Genomic DNA, 17,696 nt, shown 5'->3' with positions numbered 1-17,696 from the left:
GAAGCGTAATCATAACTTTAACGATAATACCCTTATAGACGAGTGGAATTACCAATATTCCAACCACCAAGTCACCCATATAGATTCCACACAAAGTGGAAACGATCGTTTAGTAATGAACTATGACGCTTCTGGAAATATGATCCACCAGAGAGATAACTTTAAAGATCTTACTAAGACCATCACAATCGATTCTCAAAATAGAATTACTCAGGTCCAGGATGCTCTTAGCGCAACGATCGGAAATTATTGGTATGATGAAGGTGGATTCAGGGTCCGCAAGAAAGCTTTAGTTCCAAGCGGAGCTTCTTTCAAAACCCAAGAGATCTTATATCCAAGTAAATTCTACGGATTGGAATATTCCGAAGACACAAATATTTTAAGTTCTATCAATAACGTTTACCTGAACGGAGTCCGTATCGCAGCGCTGAATGAAGAAGGGACTACTGCATATTTCCTAACGGATCAAGTAGACTCTGTTGCTCATGTCTTAGATGAAGGCGCTCATACTCTTAGCCGTATGCAATACGAGCCGTATGGAGAAACTCTTGTTCAAAGAGGAAATCAGGATTTGACTCCTAAGTATAATTCACAGGAGTTGGATAGAGAGACAAATTTCTATTTTTATAATGCAAGGTATTATGATCCGCAGATCGCGAGGTTTACAAGTGCGGATAGTGTGATCGATGGAGCGCGTAGTACGCAAGGGTGGAATAGATTCTCTTATGTAGCGGGGAATCCGATTAAGTATAAGGATCCTACAGGGCATATCCTACAAATTGCAAATAAGGAAAAAGAGGAAGTAGATACTGCGCTTAAACATATAAGCTCCTTGGCAGGAGCGAAAGTATGGATTGATTCGAAGGGTAATTTGCAACTTGGGAAAAGAATAGCGGAAAATACAAAGAATGGATATGAACTAGTCAGACGGCTGATTGCAGATACTAAGCATACAGCTAAATTAATTATAAATCATGAAGGATTGAATGAAGTTCGTCTCGATGAAATAGATTATACTAAGTATAATCCAAATTTGTATAATGGAAAAGGAGTAAATACTCTCATTTATATCGATCCAGACAACGACATCCCAATAGCAGAGAAAGATGACGATGGTCTGTTAAGAAAGCGAAGCCCAACTGCAGAAATAAAAATTGCCCATGAGTTTATTCATTCTGGCCATTTTTTTGGTGGAAAGGCCAACGCTTTCAACTTCAGTCTTGAAGAACAAGTGTATGAATATCAAGAAGAGACATGGTTCTTAAAACTTTTCGGCATAGACGAAATTACTAGACGAGTTAAAGATGAGGTGAAGAGAGAAGAATTGCGAACTGTGGGGCTAAAATATGTTGAGGGGACTGAGATTACTGAGAACATGGTTCGTAAGGAAAGAAATGAAAAGCCGCGAATGGCATATTAAGATTGAAGTGAAATTGCTCAGTCTCATATTACTATTTTCTTTTTGGGCGTGTTATGCAAAGTGTCAATCTTTTCAAGATATCACATTAGGCCCCAATGATTACATATTACCAATTACTGATTTGAAAATCGAAGAGTTCATTGGAAATAAGAAATTTACTCAAACAGTTGTGACTCGCATGGAAGCCCAAAAAGCAAAATTTTTAGCAAAAGAATGCGTAAAAAAACGTAATACATTAATATACAGAAAACTAAATAACTACATATTACAATATGCTGGATTGGAAGCTCAAGAAACAAAGATCGTTTATATTAATTTTTTTATACCAACAAAATATGACGATCCGATTCGATTTAATAAGGGTATTCCTTTGGTTTTCGGCGGGGGTGATAGGTATTTTTCTTTAATGATAAATCTCAAGGATGAAACTTGTTTCAACTTTTCTGTAAATTCGGGATACTGATATTATCGAATGTAATCCATTACTTTGAGATTTTCTCTTCTATATTTTTTTGGTAAGCGCCTAACGAACTGAACCTTTTTCGAAACCGTGGAATCTGCTAAACTATCCCCAATGAAAAGATCGATAATAGATTGGGAGAAAGAGTTTTCTGCTTTTTCAAAAAACGGCCTTTATCAACCTTAATATTGCAGAAAAAAAAGGACGGAAATATACAACGTTCTGCTACCATTGGGAGAGGCGATCTAAGACGGAAGAAAGCTTTATAGGAATTCCTCTCACTTCTATAAAGCCGATCGAGCATCGGAATCAGAATTTTTATCTTTAGAAGTAGATGCCTCTGTCAAAGCCCATCGTCAAGTGAATCTTAAGTTTAGTCTTGGCATATGGAGCTAAATCCAAGTAACAGGAAGGTGTATTTAAAGGTAAATGCCTAATCATGAACATGTCACCGCGAATTGCGGTAGATCCCGAGGACCTTTCTTCAAATTTAAATTGTACGAAACTTTTGCGACACTATCGATTTTTGCTTTTAACTTGTTCCCTGCTGGAAATGAATAGGATAATCTGATGAAATTTAAATCTTATTTTCCTTTTTGTACAGGATTGATCTGGATTTCATTCTCTGTATTCCTATTTTCAATTTGTATACCTGCTGTATTTTTAAGTAAGGGAAATTCTACTTGTGATTTGCCTCCTTTTAACCTTCATCAATATGGGGATACGTATACTATAAAGGATCGTAATTCCTCCGGATGTTTTATAAAAGGAATCGATAAAAATTTCGAATTTTCGATAGGGAATCCTTCAAAGTCTGAAAATACTTTATATATATATGATAATGCCTCAAAGCTTGGCGAATGGAAAACGAAGGGAGGGTATACTGAGATACGTTTTCTTTCGGAAAAGAGTGTTGCAAACTTAAGTTTCCAATTTAAAAATCCTTTAGAGAAAGGACAAGAGCCCTATCTTTTTCAGAAGAAAACTACAGAATTTAAACTTTACTATAAGGTAATGGTCTTCTTACTCATAATTTCCTTAATCGCATTGGCTTTAAATTATGAGATGGTCTCTAAAGGATATGGTTTGTCTTACGTTCTGCTTTTCTTAATTTCCTATTCTTTTAATTTCCTCATACAATTTAATTCTTCGATACCCTATGTTGGCGATGAGCCTCATTACATGGTAATAGGGGAATCTTTGATCGAAGATTTCGATATCCGATTAGATAATCAATATCAAGAAAATAAACTATCCTTATTTTTCAGGAATTTTGGACAACATACAGTAACTCAGAATGGAATAAAATATCCTCTTCATTATCCATTTTTAAGCGCTTACATTTCTGTAGCCTTCCTAAATCAAAGCGGAGAGATTAAGCCGGTTCCTATTTTGGTTGGGAAAGTCATGATTCTTTTATGTTCTTCTTTTCTTTCAGGCTTCCTAATTTATATCGTTCTCCCTAAGATAAAGTCAAAAATCGAACTAATCGCAATACCGTTTATCGTTTTTGGGATGCCGTTTATCGCATATACTGGTCAGATTTTTCCTGAGGTTTTGGCATCTGCCCTCCTTTTTGTTTCCTATTATTTTCTTTGTGAAAAAAGAATCTCTAAACTTGATCTTATTTTACCTTTTATCTTTATCCTTTTCCCATTTCTACATATAAAATTCTTAACGTTATCGGCCCTCTTGATGGCATACTGGTTATATTCAGTTATTCACCAGAGAAATCGCCTTATCGCAGGAGCACTAGTATATTGCTCCGGGATTTCGTTATTTTTTCTATACAATCTTTATATTTTCGGATCTATTTCTCCCTATGGACCCAAAGACCTGCTAACGAATGATTTATTTTGGAGATATTCAGCATATTTATTCGATGCAGATCGCGGACTATTCGGCTTAAATCCTCTTTTATTTTTAGCCTTTATTGGGATCAGCCAGTTGTTCAAGGAGAGCATTCCTAAATTTTTACTAACTACGTTGCTAATAATCTTTGGTCATCTTCCGAATTTATTTCATACGTATTTTTGGCTCGGATCTTGTCCGGTGGGAAGATATTGGATCGTGGTATATCCGCTAATGGCTTACTTAGCGGCGATGGGTTTGAATAGAATATTCATATACCTTACTGATGATACTGGAAAAAGATATCAATGGGCTATATTAGCGGTATTCTTAGTAATTTCTTCTTTGTTTATTTTATCTTTTCTGCAAGTTTATACATTCTTAAGAATCCCGGAAAATTTTTATACCCATTTTAAGAAAGTCTACATTATGTGCGGATTTGTAATTGATCAGTTTCATCTAAACCTAAAACCAATTTACTATTCCTTCTTTGTGGCAGGAACCGGTCAAAATTTAATCTATTGGTATTCCTTTCTTATATTCTTTCTTCTAATCGGATTCTTTTTAGCCAATATAAAAGAAAGAAGGCAGAAAGAATATTAGGAATATCGTAATGTTCTCTGATCAGAAACGCTCATCTGCAATACTTCTCAATTTCCCCAACTCACTCTTGATCTCCTCAATCGACAATTCTCCTCCACCATAATTTTCCGAAATTGATTTTAAGATCGGCTGCAATTTAGAAGCTTCTTCTTTAGAGACAGAGATCCCGGATTGCATTAAAATTTCATAAATTGCCGATTTTCCGGATTGACTAGTAAAAGCGATCCGGTCTCCTTCCGGTCTTCCGATCAGGTTCGCGTCGAAAGCTCGATAGGCTCCTTTTTTCATATCTTTTGTTTTGGAAACTCCGTCTTGGTGGATCCCGCTTCTATGAGCGACCACATCCTCTCCGATCAAAGGCGCTTTTTCCGGAATAGGAACACCTGACATCCTGGAAACAATCCTGGAAGTCTCATAAATAGTCTGAAGATCCAAGTCTACTTTGACTCCACAATTATGAAGGGCGATCGCTACTTCATACGTATTCGTATTCCCGGCTCTTTCTCCCAAACCGTTTAACGCTGTTTCCAATTGTACGGCGCCTGCAAAAAAACTTTCCACTGTGGTGGCTGTTGCCATTCCTAGATCGTTATGTGTGTGGACAGAAATTTTACTTCCTTGGGGCAAGGATTCGGCGACTTTACGGACCATTGCTACAAATAAATAAGGTCTATATCTTTCCACTGTATTCGGAAGATTTACAACATCTGCACCTGCATCCAAGGCGGCCTGGAACGCTTCGACTGCAAAATCCATATTTTCCAAGGAATCCCCGAAATGTTCTCCGGAGAATTGTACCTCTCCGTAATTTCCGGCCAATTTACGTGCGTAAGAAACGGATCGTATTATGTTTTCTTTAACAACCTTTTCTGAAATTCCCAATACGTTGCGGATCGTAAAATCGCTGATCGGATACACGATATGAATTCTGGGACGAGGGGCCTTTCGGATCGCCTCCCAAGAAAGATCTATTTCCTTCTCCACAGCTCTGGAAAGACTGGAGATTGCAACATTCTCCGGGGCCAAAGAAGAAAGATAAGAGCATGCTTCGAAGTCTTGTTTACTTGCGGAAGCGAAGCCGACCTCTATTCCTTGTACACCTAACTTTAGAAGTCTCTTAAATATGATCTCTTTTTCTTCCAGATTCCAAGGTTTTCGTAACGCTTGGTTCCCGTCTCTTAGCGTAACATCCATAAAGAATGGAGAGACGGGAGGAGTTTTCAATCCTTGTCCGGGGTTGATCATCTCTTGGATGGAAGGATACTGGGTCGCTATATCGGTATTCGATTTTTGTTCCATGGGCATTCTCTTTTTTCCGGTCTCAAAGGCGGGGATTTTGCCGGGAGAAAGGCCCTGATACAAAAAAACCCGCTCAGAGGAGCGGGTTTTTGCACGCGCAAGATTTCCGTCCTCTCAACTCGAAAGAAGGAGTAAGAGGAGACCGAGCAAATTAGCTTGGAAGAAATTCTGCGCCATACTTACCTTTAGACTCGTTAAATCGGAAAAAGAAGTCAAGTAAAAAAGAATTTAGAACCTATCTTAAGAATACTTTAAAATATCCTTGAGAGAGTTTTTTACCTTCCCCTCCGCCTGCACATCCTGTGCAGAGCTCCGGGTCGCTCTGCCGTCCTGGCTCGCTCTCAGGTAAAAAACTCTCTCAAGGAGACTGTTTTGTAAAAGTTTTTGCGATAGGTTCTAAATTCTTTTTTTAAAAGTTTTGGGCGACTCTTCGCTTTGCTCAGAACGCGCTGCTTCGGGCTACGCTAGCGCTTCGGTCTCTTCGAGACTTCTCCTGCGCATCGCTGTCGCGGTCAGAGATCTTCCTCTCTTTGGAGAAAACTCCAGATGCCGCCTTGCTCGAATTGTTTCTCTTCCAATAATTGTTTGAGTTGGAGATATTCTTTTTTGACTTGGTCTGGGATGCCTACGATCTCTAATTTGCGGAAAGTTTCCCTAGCCTCTTCGAATCGATTGGTCCTTACATAACAAATCGCTAATGCATATAGAGTGGGGGAATCGGATAACTCAGACTCAGGTAACCCTTTTAGTAGATCTAAGGCACGATCAAACTTGGAAGCACCGGTATAAACAGCGGCTAAATTTTTTCTAGCGAAAATATCCGTATCGTCCAATTCCAATGCCTTTGAAAGATGGAACTCCGCTTTCGGTTTATCCTTTTTTCGAGCAAATAAAACTCCAAGTCCTACCCAGGCTTGGACATGCGCAGGTTCCAGACGGATACATTCCTGCAATGCGGATTCTGCCGGAACCATCTCTCCCAATTGAGAAAGGCACATTCCTAAATGAAAAAATGCGTTAGGGTTATTGGGCTCCGAGTCCGTCCATGCGATCAGTACGGATTTGGCGGAATTCGAGTCTCCTTTTTTCAGATAATCCAATGCGGTTTTCAGTCTTGGATCCATTCTTTTTCCATTTCTTTTCTTCCTTTCGGATACGACTATCTTTTTACCCGGCTTTTTCGCTGGACAGAAATTCTTTACGGGGTTTCATAGAGGTGCAGGGCTTTCTATGAATTCATTCGATAAATATTCTTTAATACTTTTCGTTTCCGTTCTTTTTTTCCTCGTATCCTGTTCCGGAGCCGAAAAGAAAAATCCCGAAGTACAATTGCCGGCTTCCGGAGAACAAAGAGCCGAAATGCCGGTCTTAGTCCAATTCGAAGATGATTTGGAATACGACGTAAAAACGTTAATGGCAACCTTTGCTACTGGTACCGAAGGTAAGGATAGAAAGTTAGACAGAGAATACGCTCAATTTCCTATCTTAGTCGGGACAGGCGCTAGGTCCAAAGAATTGGAATTAGAAGGTACTGTCACGAGAAGAGTTTCATGGAGCAAATCCGAAAGAAAGGAAGTGTTTATCACTATCGAAGGAAATAAACTTACTCATAATTGCGGTTTGGGTATTACGGATCGATCTGTAGGACTCTCCGATCCCGCTAAAAAACCGTTTAGATCCGTTCGGTTGTTCTTTCAAAGTACGGGAGTGAGAGATACTCCTCGTACGGGATTTGCCTGGGTTCTAGGGCTCGGAACTTATTTACTGTATCCATTGATCTTTACCGGCTTCGTGGTCGAAGAAATGGACTGTGGCTTGGTCGTCGAAGGTTAGAATCGTATTTTTGCTTTCCGGATCCGTCTAATAGGAAGAATATAACAGAAAGGAAGAAGAATATGCCTTATATGGCTGTCGGATCTCGACAAATATTATATTCCGATTCTTCGGCTCCTGCATTGGTAGGCGACCAACCCAGAGAAGTAGCTTCCGTTTCGGACAACGCGATCGTGCAACCGCAAACGGTAGTCGTGCCTCCGGGGGGATTACCTCCTCATTTAGGACAGTTCCTCGATTCAACAGTTTAAGGACATAGATGTATAGACTTCTTTTTTCCGTTTTACTCCAATCCTTGGTAGTAGTTTTCGTCTTCCCCCTGATCGATTCCAGCTTTCGTGTCAGCAATAACGTTTGGGACGTAATAGTAATCGTTCTATTCTTCGGATTTTTAAATTTTGTTTTAAGATGGTTCCTGGTATTGGTCACTTTTGGTGTAGGATATCTGGTCTATCTTTTTACCTTGGGACTTGCCGGTCTTGTGGTCAATGCCATCGTTCTATTCTGGGTCGCAAATATCTTTCCCGATAAAATATTCGTACCTGGTTTTTGGGCCGCCTTCTGGGGAGGAGCAATTCTTACCTTGGCAAACTACGTAGCCAAAAGGGAAAGCAGGGAAGAATATTCCGGACACGAACGTAGAAACAAAAAATCCCATTAGATTTTCCGAATGATTCGAGAGATCCAAGCAATTTTTAAGAACGACCCGGCCGCTAGAGGATTGGAATTCATACTCTATCCGGGATTACATTCCATACTTATGCATAAGTATATTGCATATCCTTTATATAAAATAAAATTAAAGTTTTTTGCCAGATTTATCTCTCAGCTCAATCGTTTTCTGACAGGTATCGAGATACATCCAGGTGCAAAGATCGGAAAAGGATTATTTATAGATCACGGGATGGGGATCGTTATAGGCGGGACTGCGGAAATAGGGGACGATTGTATCTTATTTCACGGGGTCACCTTGGGTGGAACAGGGAATTACCAAGGTAAACGTCATCCTACCGTAGGAAACAATGTACTCATCGGCGCTAGAGCAACAATTTTAGGTCCAGTGCATGTAGGTAATAATGTGAAGATAGGTGCGGAAGCAGTGGTCATCGATCATGATATTCCGGACGATTGTACTGTAGTTGGAGCTCCCGGAAAGATCGTCCGCTTGAAAGGGAAGAAGGTAAGGATCTCACTTAAAAAGACAAAACTATAAACTATCTCAAAAACTCCTGTAAAATAGTCTCCTGGGGTGGACTCTCTGCCCGAGAGCGAAGCCAGGATGGTGAAGCGACCCGGAGGTTTGCACAGGAGGTGCAAGCGAAGGGGAGGGCAGAGAGTCCACCCCAGGCTACGCTAAGGCATTTCAGAGATAGTTTATAGTTTAGATTTCTATAATACTTTCTTTAATGCGGAAAGCATTTCCTCTTCCAATTCGTTAAAATATTTTGGATCATGGGTCATCACATAAAACTGCGAATTTCCCTGAAATAGTTTTAAAAAAAGTTCCGCCTTCTTTCTGGAATCGAAGTTTGGAGGAAGGAAAGAAGCCCTCTTATTTTTTTCAAAATAGTTTTCTAAACAGGAGATCCAAGACCCTAATACGGAAGAACTTCTTTCCGCCAGGTCCCGTTCGGGTTTATCTAAACTTCCCATAAATCGAGCGAGAGGACATCCGAAATACTTTCCGGACTTGACTTGTTTTTTTAAAAGAGCCATCCATCTGCGCACAAACTCTTCCGGAGTTGCGGATCTCTCCATCAGACGTTCCCAGCCTTCTCGAAAATCCTTGCCTTGTCGCTCTAGGTATTCTTTTCCCAGGTCTTCTTTAGTTTGGAAATATCTATAAAAACTTGCCTTATGCGACTCCGACTCGTCGATTACCTGATTGATGGAAGTTCCCGCATAACCTTGAGAATACATCAAACGGACGGCGGTGGATGCTATCCTTTCGAAAGGACCTTCTCCAGAGACCGGTTCCGGTTTTCGTTTGCTCATCGGACTAAAATAAAATGATAGACTAACTGGTCTATCCTATTTTTATGAGGACGATTCGTAGATAGACTGATTGGTCTATTGGAGGACAGCCATGCAACAATTGTTATTTTCTAAAAGAAATCGGGTAGAATGGGAAGAAGTCCCGGATCCTAAACTTTCCGGGCCGAACCAGGCCTTGGTCCGTCCCTTGGCGGTCGCCAGATGCGATTTGGATCTTCCTATTTTAAGAGGGCAGACATTATTTCGTCCTCCCTTTCCTTTGGGCCATGAGTTTGTGGGGGAAATTCTAGAAACAAGCGACGAATTGGGTTCTCTTTTTCCAAAAGGGACTCGGGTTGCGATTCCATTCCAGATTTCCTGCGGTCATTGTCCGAATTGTGAAACTGGTCTGACTAAAAGTTGCAGTACTGTTCCTCATACAAGCGCTTATGGAATGGGGAAAGGTGCGAAAGAATTCGGAGGTGCGATCTCCGATTCCGTTTTAGTTCCTTATGCAAGAGAGATGTTGATCCCTTTTTCGAATCAGACCGATCCGGCGGCGATCGCAAGCATAAGCGATAATATCGTCGAGGCATGGAAGTTAGTCGGCATTCATCTCACACAAAACAAAAATAGATCCGTGTTAGTGCTGGGAGGTTTTGCTTCTAGTATAGGCTTATATACTGCGGCTCTTGCAAAACATATGGGTGCCGAGGACCTTGTATATGTGGACATGGATAAAAAACGTTTAGAGATCGCCGAATCTTACGGAGTGAAAGTGGAACAGGTGACTTCCTTTCCGAAAAGTTTCGGTAAATTCGATATCGTTGCGGATGCAAACGGAACGGCGGAAGGTTGGGATTGTGGTCTTAGATCTCTCGGAATAGAAGGGGAATTCGGATCCGCTTCCATTTTCTGGACCAATAGTATCCCCATCCCTTATTTAGAATTATATAATAATGGTGCCACTATTCGGTTGGGCAGAGTTAGATCCAGAGAATGGATCCCGGAAATTTTGAGATTGGTAGAGGAAGAAGGTTTCGATCCTTCAAAGGTCACTACACGTAAAGCGTCCTGGTCGGAAGCTGCGGATGCTTTCCTCGAAGAGGAGACTAAATTGATCGTTGTCAGATAACGTACATTGGCACTCAAGGACGAGGAAACTCGTCCTTATTTTTTAATATTGTCCTATCGATCTGAAATAATCCCCCAATAATCCGTCCACTTCTTGAAAGGAAGAATACCCTTTTACCAAGATCCCCCTATCCAAACCGTCCGAAAATACCAAACAAGGAAATCCGGTTACACCTAAAATGTATCCGTAATTAAAATCGTTTCTGGTTTCCATAAGTGTTTCTTCTCTATCATACAATTCCTTGAATTCATCTAAAGGCAAAGAAAGTTCGGACACGATCTCCGAATATGTTTCGAAATCGCCAGGATCCTTTCCTTTGGAATGAAAATTTTCTAGAAGTTTATCTAAAAAAGCAAATGATATACTAGGATTGATCCTTTGGGCTGTGATGACTGCTCTGGAGCCCGGCTCGGAATCGTATTTTATACTTCGATTTTGGAGTATATCGTAGTGGAAACTTCTTTTAGAGATTCGTTCCACCTCTTTCCAGAGGTATTTTAGTTTTTCAGTAACCTCTGCATCCGAAAAATTTTCCACCTCCGGTCCGTATTTTAATCCGCCAAGTACTAATGTGAATTCTATCTTGTCGGAGTATTTTTCCCTGATCTTTTCAAAAACGGGGGAAAAACCGTAACACCAGGCGCAAATCGGATCGGCAACGTATAGGATGGAATGTTTGGTATCCGGGCGTTTGAATTCTAGGCTCACAGATAACAGAGATAATTCTTCTTTTATCTTTTCCAACTAAAAAAGGCGGGAACATGTCCCGCCTTCCATTCCTTTTCAAATAGGAGGATTCTTTTTAGATTTCGTTCGGGTGTTTGACGTAGTAGAGCGATAGCCATACTACCCCGAAAAGTACCCCCGCGTAAGCTAGGATCGCAGTTGCGATGTCAATCATAGGAAGAACTGCTGCTATAGGCGTTACTTTAGCCGCAGTAATCTTCGTAGCCTCACCAAGAATTAGGAAAAGACCTCCCAATCCGATTAGGTGATAGCGATTCATCGCATCCTTGGATACTCGGGCAAACCGGGCAAACACAGGAACAGCCAAAAGCGCTAATGCGAAGATGGTCACTGTATCCATGTTCATACCTCCTTAAGGTACTAGGTTAGACACCCCGAGGTGATCTCACATTTCATCACAGTTGAAAATTTATTTTAAAAAAACATCATGTAATATAACGATCGATTAATAATAAATTTAGGTTCGTAGTTCTTAAGGGTTAAATCCTATTTTTATTTTATGTATTTCGGTAGTAATGGATCCGTAGAGTTTTTCCTATGAATAATTAGTATATTATAATACTATAATGAAATATCAATCTTGTTTGAATGTGGGGTGTTCGCTGGTGGAACTTGCTCCTTTGTGGCGATCATACGGTGTTTCGGTCTATCTTTCTGATTATAATTATGGGTTCGGGAGTGTAGGGTTAGATCCGATCAAACTTAATAATAGAGGTTTAAGATTCATCGAATCGTAATCTAAAAGAAAGATTTTTTTTTCGACCTGAAACTGCCGTTAAGTATGTTCGTGATTCAGTGGACGTATTATCGTACTATTTGGAAACCTATGAAGCCTGTAGAAAGGCCTTCTTATCCTACAGAAAGCAGTTAAGATCCAAGTTTGCCCGTTTCAACTATGAATGTCTGGAGATCCCGAAGGACGGGGGAGAATTGGATGTGTATTATTTAGGAGAAAAGAAAAAACCCGCAAAACGTCTGGTCATCATGAGTTCCGGCATTCACGGCATAGAAGGATTTGCGGGATCCGCATTCCAACGCCGATGGATAGAGGAGTTCCTACTAGATGAAAAAAGTTCTTATAAACTTCCTAAAAATTCCGACTTTTTGATCTTACATGGTATCAATGCACACGGTTTCAAGAACTTTATGCGAGTGAACGAAAGGAATGTGGATCTAAACCGAAACTTTGCTTTAAAAAGAGAGAAACTACACAAGAAGTTCAAAAACAAAAAGTATAGAAAGATCCGGAGTTTTTTAAATCCTTCTTCCGAGTTCGGATCTTTTTTATTTGAGTATATGTTTTTCATTATTCGATTTTTAGGTGTTGTTATTCGCTTTGGCGCTAAATATGTTTTGGATGCGGCAGTAAACGGGCAATATGAATTTCCAAAGGGGATCTATTACGGAGGCAGAAAACCCGAACCTGTGGTTCGAGTTTTAAGAAAATATTTTAAAAAAATATTAAAACCTTACGATCGTATTTTGATCTTGGACTTCCATACGGGTTATGGGGCTAAAAATGGTCTTAGTCTAATGCATAATGCCGAAAGCGGTTCGAAAACGGACAAAAATCTCAAAAAAGTTTTCGGTGATTTCGGTCTTCTTTTAAACGAAGGAGAGGAGGATTTTTATCGGACCTCCGGGGATTTTACGGACTTCTTCGGTAAAATTTTTGCGAAAGAAAAGGATCTTTTCCCGATCACAGTGGAACTGGGAACATTCGGAAATTTGAATGTGATGGGAGCTATCCGCGGGAGTTTTTTGATGATCAGCGAGAATCGTATCCGATTTCACGGTTCCAGGTCGGAATTAGAAGCGGATAAGGTGAGGGAAGAATTTAAACAAATGTTCTATCCGAGCCGGGAGGACTGGAGACTTGCCGCCATGGATCATGTTTTCGGAATTGTTCCGGAAGCGATTACCAGGTTTTCTAAATTATAAATCTGCAGTGAGTTCCGAGTTTTAAAAACTGATAGGCTGTATCATTCGCACTGATCGAATACGGAAGTAAAGATATGATCTCAAACTCTATCCACGATCAAAAGAGTAACATCGTCTTCGAAATCGGATCTATGACAATAGGTCCTGCACTCTTTAATCAAACTTTCCGCAGCTTCCGCAGAATGGGCCTGAGAATGGTTTCGGACCGCCAAGGTTAGCAAATCTTCGCTATATCTTCTTGTTCTCTCCGAGTTGGAATGTTCAGTAAGTCCATCCGTATATAATACCAATCTGTCTTGTGGCTGGAAAGAAGTTACATATTCTTCAAAGAATAGGTCCGGGATCACTCCTACTAACTTTCCTTTGGTTTCCAGATGTAAGGAATTTCCTTCCGATTTTCTGTACAAGATAGGAGGATTATGGCCTGCATTAGTATAGGATAAAGTATTTGTACCTGTATGGATGATTCCATAAAATGCGGTGAGAAAATTCCCCGCTAATTTATTATACAATGCATAGTTAAGCGCCGTGAAAAATTTGGAAGGGCTTCCTAATGTCTCCGAGTCGAAGGTGCTTACGATCGTATGAATGACTGTGGCAACGACGGAAGCGGAAAGGCCGTGACCGGAAACGTCCGCGATCAGAACCGCACTACGATTCTCGTCTAATTTTAGAATATTATAAAAATCTCCGCCGACATTATCGTACGGAATATGTTGCACTCCGAATTCCAGGCCTCCAATATAAGGAAGGCTGGAAGGAAGTATCTTGTGCATCACTTCTCTGGCCCGTTTTAATTCTCTGTCGGTATCCAGAACTTTATGGAATAGGTTTGCATTTTTAATGGTGACACTTAGCCTATTTGCGATCGCACCCAGCATTTCTAGATCCGCATGCGTGAATGCAAATCCTGAATATTTATTGTTTACGCTAATGACTCCTAGTAGTTCCCCTCTGAATAATAGCGGGGCGGAGATAAGTGAATTCGCTTCGAATTTGTATTTAGCACTTTTATCGTATCTTGGATCTTCATCCAGATTTTGGATCAGCAAACTTTGTTTTTCATTCGCAACCCACCCTGAAATCCCTTCTCCGTATGGAACCTGTATATTGTGGATCGCTTCTTCCGGGATTCCTCTGGCAGCCAGCACACGAAGTACTTCTAACGTTGGATCCGCTATGTAAATGGTACCTGCTTTTGCTTCTAAAAATTCCAGCACCTTGTCTAAGAGCCAATTTCCTAATTCATTGATACTCTTTTCCGCGACGGTTAACTTTTCAAATTCGTAAAGTAATCGCAGTTCCAATACTCTCTTTTTCAGAGTTTCATGAGCCTGTGCATTTTTGATTGCGATTGCAGCCATCTCGGAAAGGGAATTGAGCACCTCTATATCCGAAGTTTCGAAACTTCTGTTGTCGGATTTGTTCAGTATTTCCAGAGTTCCGATCACCTTATCCTGGACGAATAGAGGGACGCATGCAAGTGATCTGGTCCTAAATCCTGTTTTTTGGTCCAAGGCGGGATTGAATCTGGGGTCCGTATATGCATCTTCCAGGACGATTGCCTTTTTTTCTTTGGCTACCCAGCCTGCGATTCCCTGTCCGGGTTCCAGTCTTGCATATTTTTGGATAATTTCACCTTTTTCACCCAAGGCAACTTCACAGTATAAAAATCCGTCTTTCTCCTCCAAAAGAAAAAGGGAGCTTGCTTCCGCTTCCAGCAGATCTTTGGAATACAACATGATCAATGGTAGAAGTTGGTATAGGTCTAAATTTGCGTTTAGGATCGTACTCGTGTTCAGTAGACTTTTGTATTTTCTGGCTTCCGAGTCAATGGTGGACATAGATGGGGCAAGACTCTCACGTATCGGCGAGTAAGTCAACGGATTGTCGTTTTCTGTAGGAACAAAATGTGAGAAAGGCGGTTTTTAGAGGAACTCTTACTCCTTTTTTCGGTCGGATATATTAGTCCGATGGATGGAGTTCGATTTGCAAAGGTTATTGATTTTTCTCAGCGTTTTTACCGTAATTCTTTTAATAGGTTATTCTTATGCGACCAGTCGTTTAATCGAACCTTTCGAACTCGAAAGTTTTGAAACGGTTTTGCTCTGGATCGGAGTGGTTTTTCTGGTCCTTCTCACCCCTAGCGCTTATCTTTTAAGTATCTTTTATAAGGAAACCCGATTACAGAAGTTCTGGGCGTATTCCGCTTTCACTACTTTGGGGTTTGCGACCATCCTTGTATCTTTTGTGGTTTTTAGGGACCTGGGAAACTTGGTTTGGAAAGGTGTTATTTATCTTTCGGATCTTCTGCAATCGGGTAGTATTTCCGTCGCATCTACTCGGACCGAGGTATTGTTCGCGGGAGAAAAATTCGGAAGAGGGGAATTTTTAGCCAGAATCTCTTCGTTTACCCTTTTGGGGATCGCGGGCGGTTTAACCGTTTTCGGATTTTACCAGGCGAAAAAAACACCTAGGGTTAAACATGTGAAGATCAAGGTAAAGGATCTCCCTGACGGTTTGCATGGATTTAAGATCGCACAACTCTCGGATATCCATATCGGACCTACGATCAAAGGGAATTTTTTAGAAGGCGTTGTCTCTAGGACAAATTCGTTAGAACCTGATCTGGTTGCTATCACCGGGGATCTGGTGGATGGAACGGTAAATATGCTGAAACATCATGTTTCTCCGTTGAAAGACCTGGAATCCAAATATGGCACATTCTTTGTGACAGGGAACCATGAATATTATTCCGGAGTGATCGCATGGATCCGGGAACTGGAAGATCTTGGAATACACGTATTATTAAATCAGAATAAACTAATTGATCATAACGGTGCTAAGATAGCTGTTGCAGGTGTGACCGACTATAAGGCTCACACGATCATCCCCGGTCATAAGACTGATCCTATGCAGGCTTCTCTCGGAACGGAAGAGGCTCATTATAAGGTGCTCCTTGCACACCAACCGAATTCTATTTTTGAGGCGGCAAGGGTGGGTTACGATCTACAACTTTCCGGTCATACTCATGGAGGCCAATACTTTCCCGGAAATGTGTTTATTCATCTGTTCCAAAAGTTCGTGGCGGGTTTGAGCAAATGGGAAGATACCCAACTTTACGTGAGCAGGGGAACTGGATATTGGGGACCTCCGTTGCGAATAGGAGCTCCTTCCGAGATCACTCTGCTTGTTTTGGAAAAACAGTCTTAGAACTTTATTGACATTCTGAACTTCCCGGGCTCTCTGTAGGGAATCCGGGATCCAGAATGATCAAAAAGATTTTCAGTTCGACCGTCTTATCCGTATTCCTATTTTCCAGTTCCTTCTTCTTTTCCGATTGTTCCAAACCGAAACCGAAATCCAACCCGGAGATCGAAAGATTAAAACCAAAAAAGAAAGCGGATGATAGGGATCAGGAATCTGATCTTTCTTCCAGAGAATATTTTGATGAAGATGCGGATGGCAAACCGATCGAAAGGAAACCGGAACCGAGTCCGGGAGTCAGCCTTAGATCTTTTGCAAGCGGCTCTCCGGGATGTAAAAAAGGAAATTGTAGGAACGGGGAAGGTATCTATGTTTACGATACCAAAGACGTTTACTCGGGTAGATTTGTGGGGGAGATGCGAGAAGGTTGGGGAACCTTAGCGTATTCTGACGGAGATAGATACGAAGGTAATTGGTCCGAAGATAAAAAATCAGGCTCAGGACGTTATGTGTTTCGGGACGGTTCCGTTTTTACCGGATCGTTTACGCAAGAAGGTAATGGGAACGGTAAGTATACGAAAGCGGGCAAAACGAAAAAATGCAGATTGGAAAATAGAAAGTTATTCTGCAAATAGGCTTTTTTTAAACGATAATCCTTTCGGATGAGTTTACACATATATTAATAAACGATTGTTCGATTATATAGGATCTCTTTTTTACAAGAGGTCTTGATTTTCAAAAAAAGAAAGATAGAATGTTCCATCGCAGGACGGAGGTCCGTATGGAAAAATGGCATGATTGGTTAGAGACTCATCGGGATTGGTGGATCGATATGGTCCGCGTGTATTTAGGCGGGGTTCTTGTGTATAAGGGGTTGGCGTTCCTTGCGGATACGGATGCACTTATCCGACTCATGGAACTGAATAACGCTCCTTATGCTTCCACATTGCTCGCTCATTATATTGTGATTGCTCACATTTGCGGTGGTGTGCTGTTGATGGTCGGACTTCTGACTAGATTTTCTGCGATTTTACAATTGCCTGTTCTAGTCGGGGCAGTTTTGTTCATTCATGCAAGAGAAGGTTTTGTATCCCCTGGATCAAATCTACCTTATGCATCCATGATTCTACTTTTACTTTTACACTTTTCTTTGTATGGTTCCGGACGTATCTCGGCCGATTTCTATATAGAAACGCATAAGAGTGTTTAAGGGAGAATTTCGTTAG

General features: G+C 40.9%; 18 protein-coding genes. 12 read left to right on the top strand and 6 right to left on the bottom strand.

Going from position 1 to position 17,696, the window contains the following annotated elements; translation table 11 throughout:
- The 3 genes from LEP1GSC192_RS19400 to LEP1GSC192_RS19780 form a co-directional block, all read left to right on the top strand.
- A partial coding sequence (locus LEP1GSC192_RS19400) for an RHS repeat domain-containing protein (RefSeq protein WP_157186893.1) occupies positions 1-1,420 on the top strand: 1,420 nt, incomplete at its 5' end.
- Positions 1,395-1,883, top strand: coding sequence for a hypothetical protein (locus LEP1GSC192_RS05725; protein WP_036089135.1), 489 nt, complete (start codon positions 1,395-1,397; stop codon positions 1,881-1,883). The genes LEP1GSC192_RS19400 and LEP1GSC192_RS05725, both read left to right, overlap by 26 nt.
- A gap of 1,692 nt (positions 1,884-3,575) precedes the next feature.
- Positions 3,576-4,334: a hypothetical protein gene (locus LEP1GSC192_RS19780; RefSeq protein WP_157186892.1), complete on the top strand. Its 759-nt coding sequence runs from the start codon at positions 3,576-3,578 to the stop codon at positions 4,332-4,334.
- Positions 4,335-4,355: 21 nt separating this feature from the next.
- Here LEP1GSC192_RS19780 and leuA2 read toward each other — a convergent pair whose 3' ends face one another.
- Both leuA2 and LEP1GSC192_RS05710 read right to left on the bottom strand, forming a co-directional pair.
- Positions 4,356-5,579, bottom strand: coding sequence for a 2-isopropylmalate synthase LeuA2 (leuA2, locus tag LEP1GSC192_RS05715; RefSeq protein ID WP_232420970.1), 1,224 nt, complete (start codon positions 5,577-5,579; stop codon positions 4,356-4,358).
- Positions 5,580-6,145: 566 nt separating this feature from the next.
- Positions 6,146-6,757: a lipopolysaccharide assembly protein LapB gene (locus LEP1GSC192_RS05710; protein ID WP_020768853.1), complete on the bottom strand. Its 612-nt coding sequence runs from the start codon at positions 6,755-6,757 to the stop codon at positions 6,146-6,148.
- A 106-nt stretch (positions 6,758-6,863) separates the two neighbouring features.
- Between LEP1GSC192_RS05710 and LEP1GSC192_RS05705 the strand changes: the two genes are divergently transcribed.
- From LEP1GSC192_RS05705 to epsC, 4 genes are all read left to right on the top strand, one after another.
- Positions 6,864-7,466 carry a hypothetical protein gene (locus LEP1GSC192_RS05705; RefSeq protein ID WP_020768945.1) on the top strand — a complete coding sequence of 201 codons (603 nt, stop codon included), beginning with the start codon at positions 6,864-6,866 and terminating at the stop codon, positions 7,464-7,466.
- Between the two features lie 62 nt (positions 7,467-7,528).
- Positions 7,529-7,717: a hypothetical protein gene (locus LEP1GSC192_RS05700; protein ID WP_020768856.1), complete on the top strand. Its 189-nt coding sequence runs from the start codon at positions 7,529-7,531 to the stop codon at positions 7,715-7,717.
- An 8-nt stretch (positions 7,718-7,725) separates the two neighbouring features.
- A complete protein-coding gene (locus tag LEP1GSC192_RS05695; protein ID WP_020768939.1) occupies positions 7,726-8,127 on the top strand; it encodes a phage holin family protein in 402 nt (133 codons plus the stop codon).
- A gap of 9 nt (positions 8,128-8,136) precedes the next feature.
- A complete protein-coding gene (gene epsC, locus LEP1GSC192_RS05690; RefSeq protein WP_020768832.1) occupies positions 8,137-8,679 on the top strand; it encodes a serine O-acetyltransferase EpsC in 543 nt (180 codons plus the stop codon).
- A gap of 176 nt (positions 8,680-8,855) precedes the next feature.
- On the opposite strand, the gene LEP1GSC192_RS05685 is transcribed toward epsC, so the two are convergent.
- The gene (locus LEP1GSC192_RS05685) at positions 8,856-9,461 is read right to left on the bottom strand and encodes a TetR/AcrR family transcriptional regulator (RefSeq protein WP_020768960.1); all 606 of its coding nucleotides are present in this window, start codon (positions 9,459-9,461) and stop codon (positions 8,856-8,858) included.
- Positions 9,462-9,552: 91 nt separating this feature from the next.
- Here LEP1GSC192_RS05685 and LEP1GSC192_RS05680 point away from each other — a divergent pair, with 91 nt between their 5' ends.
- On the top strand, positions 9,553-10,575 hold the full coding sequence (locus LEP1GSC192_RS05680; RefSeq protein ID WP_020768827.1) for a zinc-binding dehydrogenase: 1,023 nt from the start codon (positions 9,553-9,555) through the stop codon (positions 10,573-10,575).
- Between the two features lie 42 nt (positions 10,576-10,617).
- Here the strand turns inward: LEP1GSC192_RS05680 and LEP1GSC192_RS05675 are convergent, their stop codons facing one another.
- On the bottom strand, positions 10,618-11,319 hold the full coding sequence (locus LEP1GSC192_RS05675; RefSeq protein WP_036089132.1) for a DsbA family protein: 702 nt from the start codon (positions 11,317-11,319) through the stop codon (positions 10,618-10,620).
- Positions 11,320-11,377: 58 nt separating this feature from the next.
- The gene (locus tag LEP1GSC192_RS05670; protein WP_036089130.1) at positions 11,378-11,662 is read right to left on the bottom strand and encodes a hypothetical protein; all 285 of its coding nucleotides are present in this window, start codon (positions 11,660-11,662) and stop codon (positions 11,378-11,380) included.
- 455 nt (positions 11,663-12,117) lie between these two features.
- Between LEP1GSC192_RS05670 and LEP1GSC192_RS05665 the strand changes: the two genes are divergently transcribed.
- Positions 12,118-13,263, top strand: a complete 1,146-nt coding sequence (locus LEP1GSC192_RS05665; protein WP_036089127.1) for a M14 family metallopeptidase — start codon at positions 12,118-12,120, stop codon at positions 13,261-13,263.
- Positions 13,264-13,343: 80 nt separating this feature from the next.
- On the opposite strand, the gene LEP1GSC192_RS05660 is transcribed toward LEP1GSC192_RS05665, so the two are convergent.
- Positions 13,344-15,107 (bottom strand): GAF domain-containing SpoIIE family protein phosphatase, encoded by a 1,764-nt coding sequence (locus LEP1GSC192_RS05660; RefSeq protein ID WP_020768790.1) that lies wholly within the window; start codon positions 15,105-15,107, stop codon positions 13,344-13,346.
- Positions 15,108-15,240: 133 nt separating this feature from the next.
- On the opposite strand from LEP1GSC192_RS05660, the gene LEP1GSC192_RS05655 reads away from it, so the two are divergent.
- The 3 genes from LEP1GSC192_RS05655 to LEP1GSC192_RS05645 all read left to right on the top strand — a co-directional run bounded on the left by LEP1GSC192_RS05655 (position 15,241) and on the right by LEP1GSC192_RS05645 (position 17,680).
- Complete coding sequence (locus tag LEP1GSC192_RS05655; protein ID WP_020768902.1) at positions 15,241-16,476, top strand: metallophosphoesterase; 1,236 nt, start codon at positions 15,241-15,243, stop codon at positions 16,474-16,476.
- A gap of 56 nt (positions 16,477-16,532) precedes the next feature.
- Positions 16,533-17,105 (top strand): MORN repeat protein, encoded by a 573-nt coding sequence (locus tag LEP1GSC192_RS05650; protein WP_020768794.1) that lies wholly within the window; start codon positions 16,533-16,535, stop codon positions 17,103-17,105.
- A 146-nt stretch (positions 17,106-17,251) separates the two neighbouring features.
- Positions 17,252-17,680, top strand: coding sequence for a DoxX family protein (locus LEP1GSC192_RS05645; RefSeq protein WP_020768845.1), 429 nt, complete (start codon positions 17,252-17,254; stop codon positions 17,678-17,680).
- Positions 17,681-17,696: the final 16 nt, after the last annotated feature.

This window comes from Leptospira sp. B5-022 (assembly GCF_000347035.1).
Lineage (GTDB): Bacteria > Spirochaetota > Leptospiria > Leptospirales > Leptospiraceae > Leptospira_B > Leptospira_B cinconiae.
This window is presented reverse-complemented; position numbering and strand designations above follow the sequence as displayed.

Coding starts and splice junctions, on each gene's coding strand:
- LEP1GSC192_RS05705 (WP_020768945.1), top strand. CDS start 6,864: ATGAATTCATTCGATAAATATTCTTTAATACTTTTCGTTTCCGTTCTT.
- LEP1GSC192_RS05655 (WP_020768902.1), top strand. CDS start 15,241: ATGGAGTTCGATTTGCAAAGGTTATTGATTTTTCTCAGCGTTTTTACC.
- LEP1GSC192_RS19780 (WP_157186892.1), top strand. CDS start 3,576: ATGGCATACTGGTTATATTCAGTTATTCACCAGAGAAATCGCCTTATC.
- LEP1GSC192_RS05670 (WP_036089130.1), bottom strand. CDS start 11,662: ATGGATACAGTGACCATCTTCGCATTAGCGCTTTTGGCTGTTCCTGTG.
- LEP1GSC192_RS05660 (WP_020768790.1), bottom strand. CDS start 15,107: ATGTCCACCATTGACTCGGAAGCCAGAAAATACAAAAGTCTACTGAAC.
- LEP1GSC192_RS05710 (WP_020768853.1), bottom strand. CDS start 6,757: ATGGATCCAAGACTGAAAACCGCATTGGATTATCTGAAAAAAGGAGAC.
- LEP1GSC192_RS05645 (WP_020768845.1), top strand. CDS start 17,252: ATGGAAAAATGGCATGATTGGTTAGAGACTCATCGGGATTGGTGGATC.
- leuA2 (WP_232420970.1), bottom strand. CDS start 5,579: ATGATCAACCCCGGACAAGGATTGAAAACTCCTCCCGTCTCTCCATTC.
- LEP1GSC192_RS05695 (WP_020768939.1), top strand. CDS start 7,726: ATGTATAGACTTCTTTTTTCCGTTTTACTCCAATCCTTGGTAGTAGTT.
- LEP1GSC192_RS05685 (WP_020768960.1), bottom strand. CDS start 9,461: ATGAGCAAACGAAAACCGGAACCGGTCTCTGGAGAAGGTCCTTTCGAA.
- LEP1GSC192_RS05680 (WP_020768827.1), top strand. CDS start 9,553: ATGCAACAATTGTTATTTTCTAAAAGAAATCGGGTAGAATGGGAAGAA.
- LEP1GSC192_RS05725 (WP_036089135.1), top strand. CDS start 1,395: ATGAAAAGCCGCGAATGGCATATTAAGATTGAAGTGAAATTGCTCAGT.
- epsC (WP_020768832.1), top strand. CDS start 8,137: ATGATTCGAGAGATCCAAGCAATTTTTAAGAACGACCCGGCCGCTAGA.
- LEP1GSC192_RS05700 (WP_020768856.1), top strand. CDS start 7,529: ATGCCTTATATGGCTGTCGGATCTCGACAAATATTATATTCCGATTCT.
- LEP1GSC192_RS05650 (WP_020768794.1), top strand. CDS start 16,533: ATGATCAAAAAGATTTTCAGTTCGACCGTCTTATCCGTATTCCTATTT.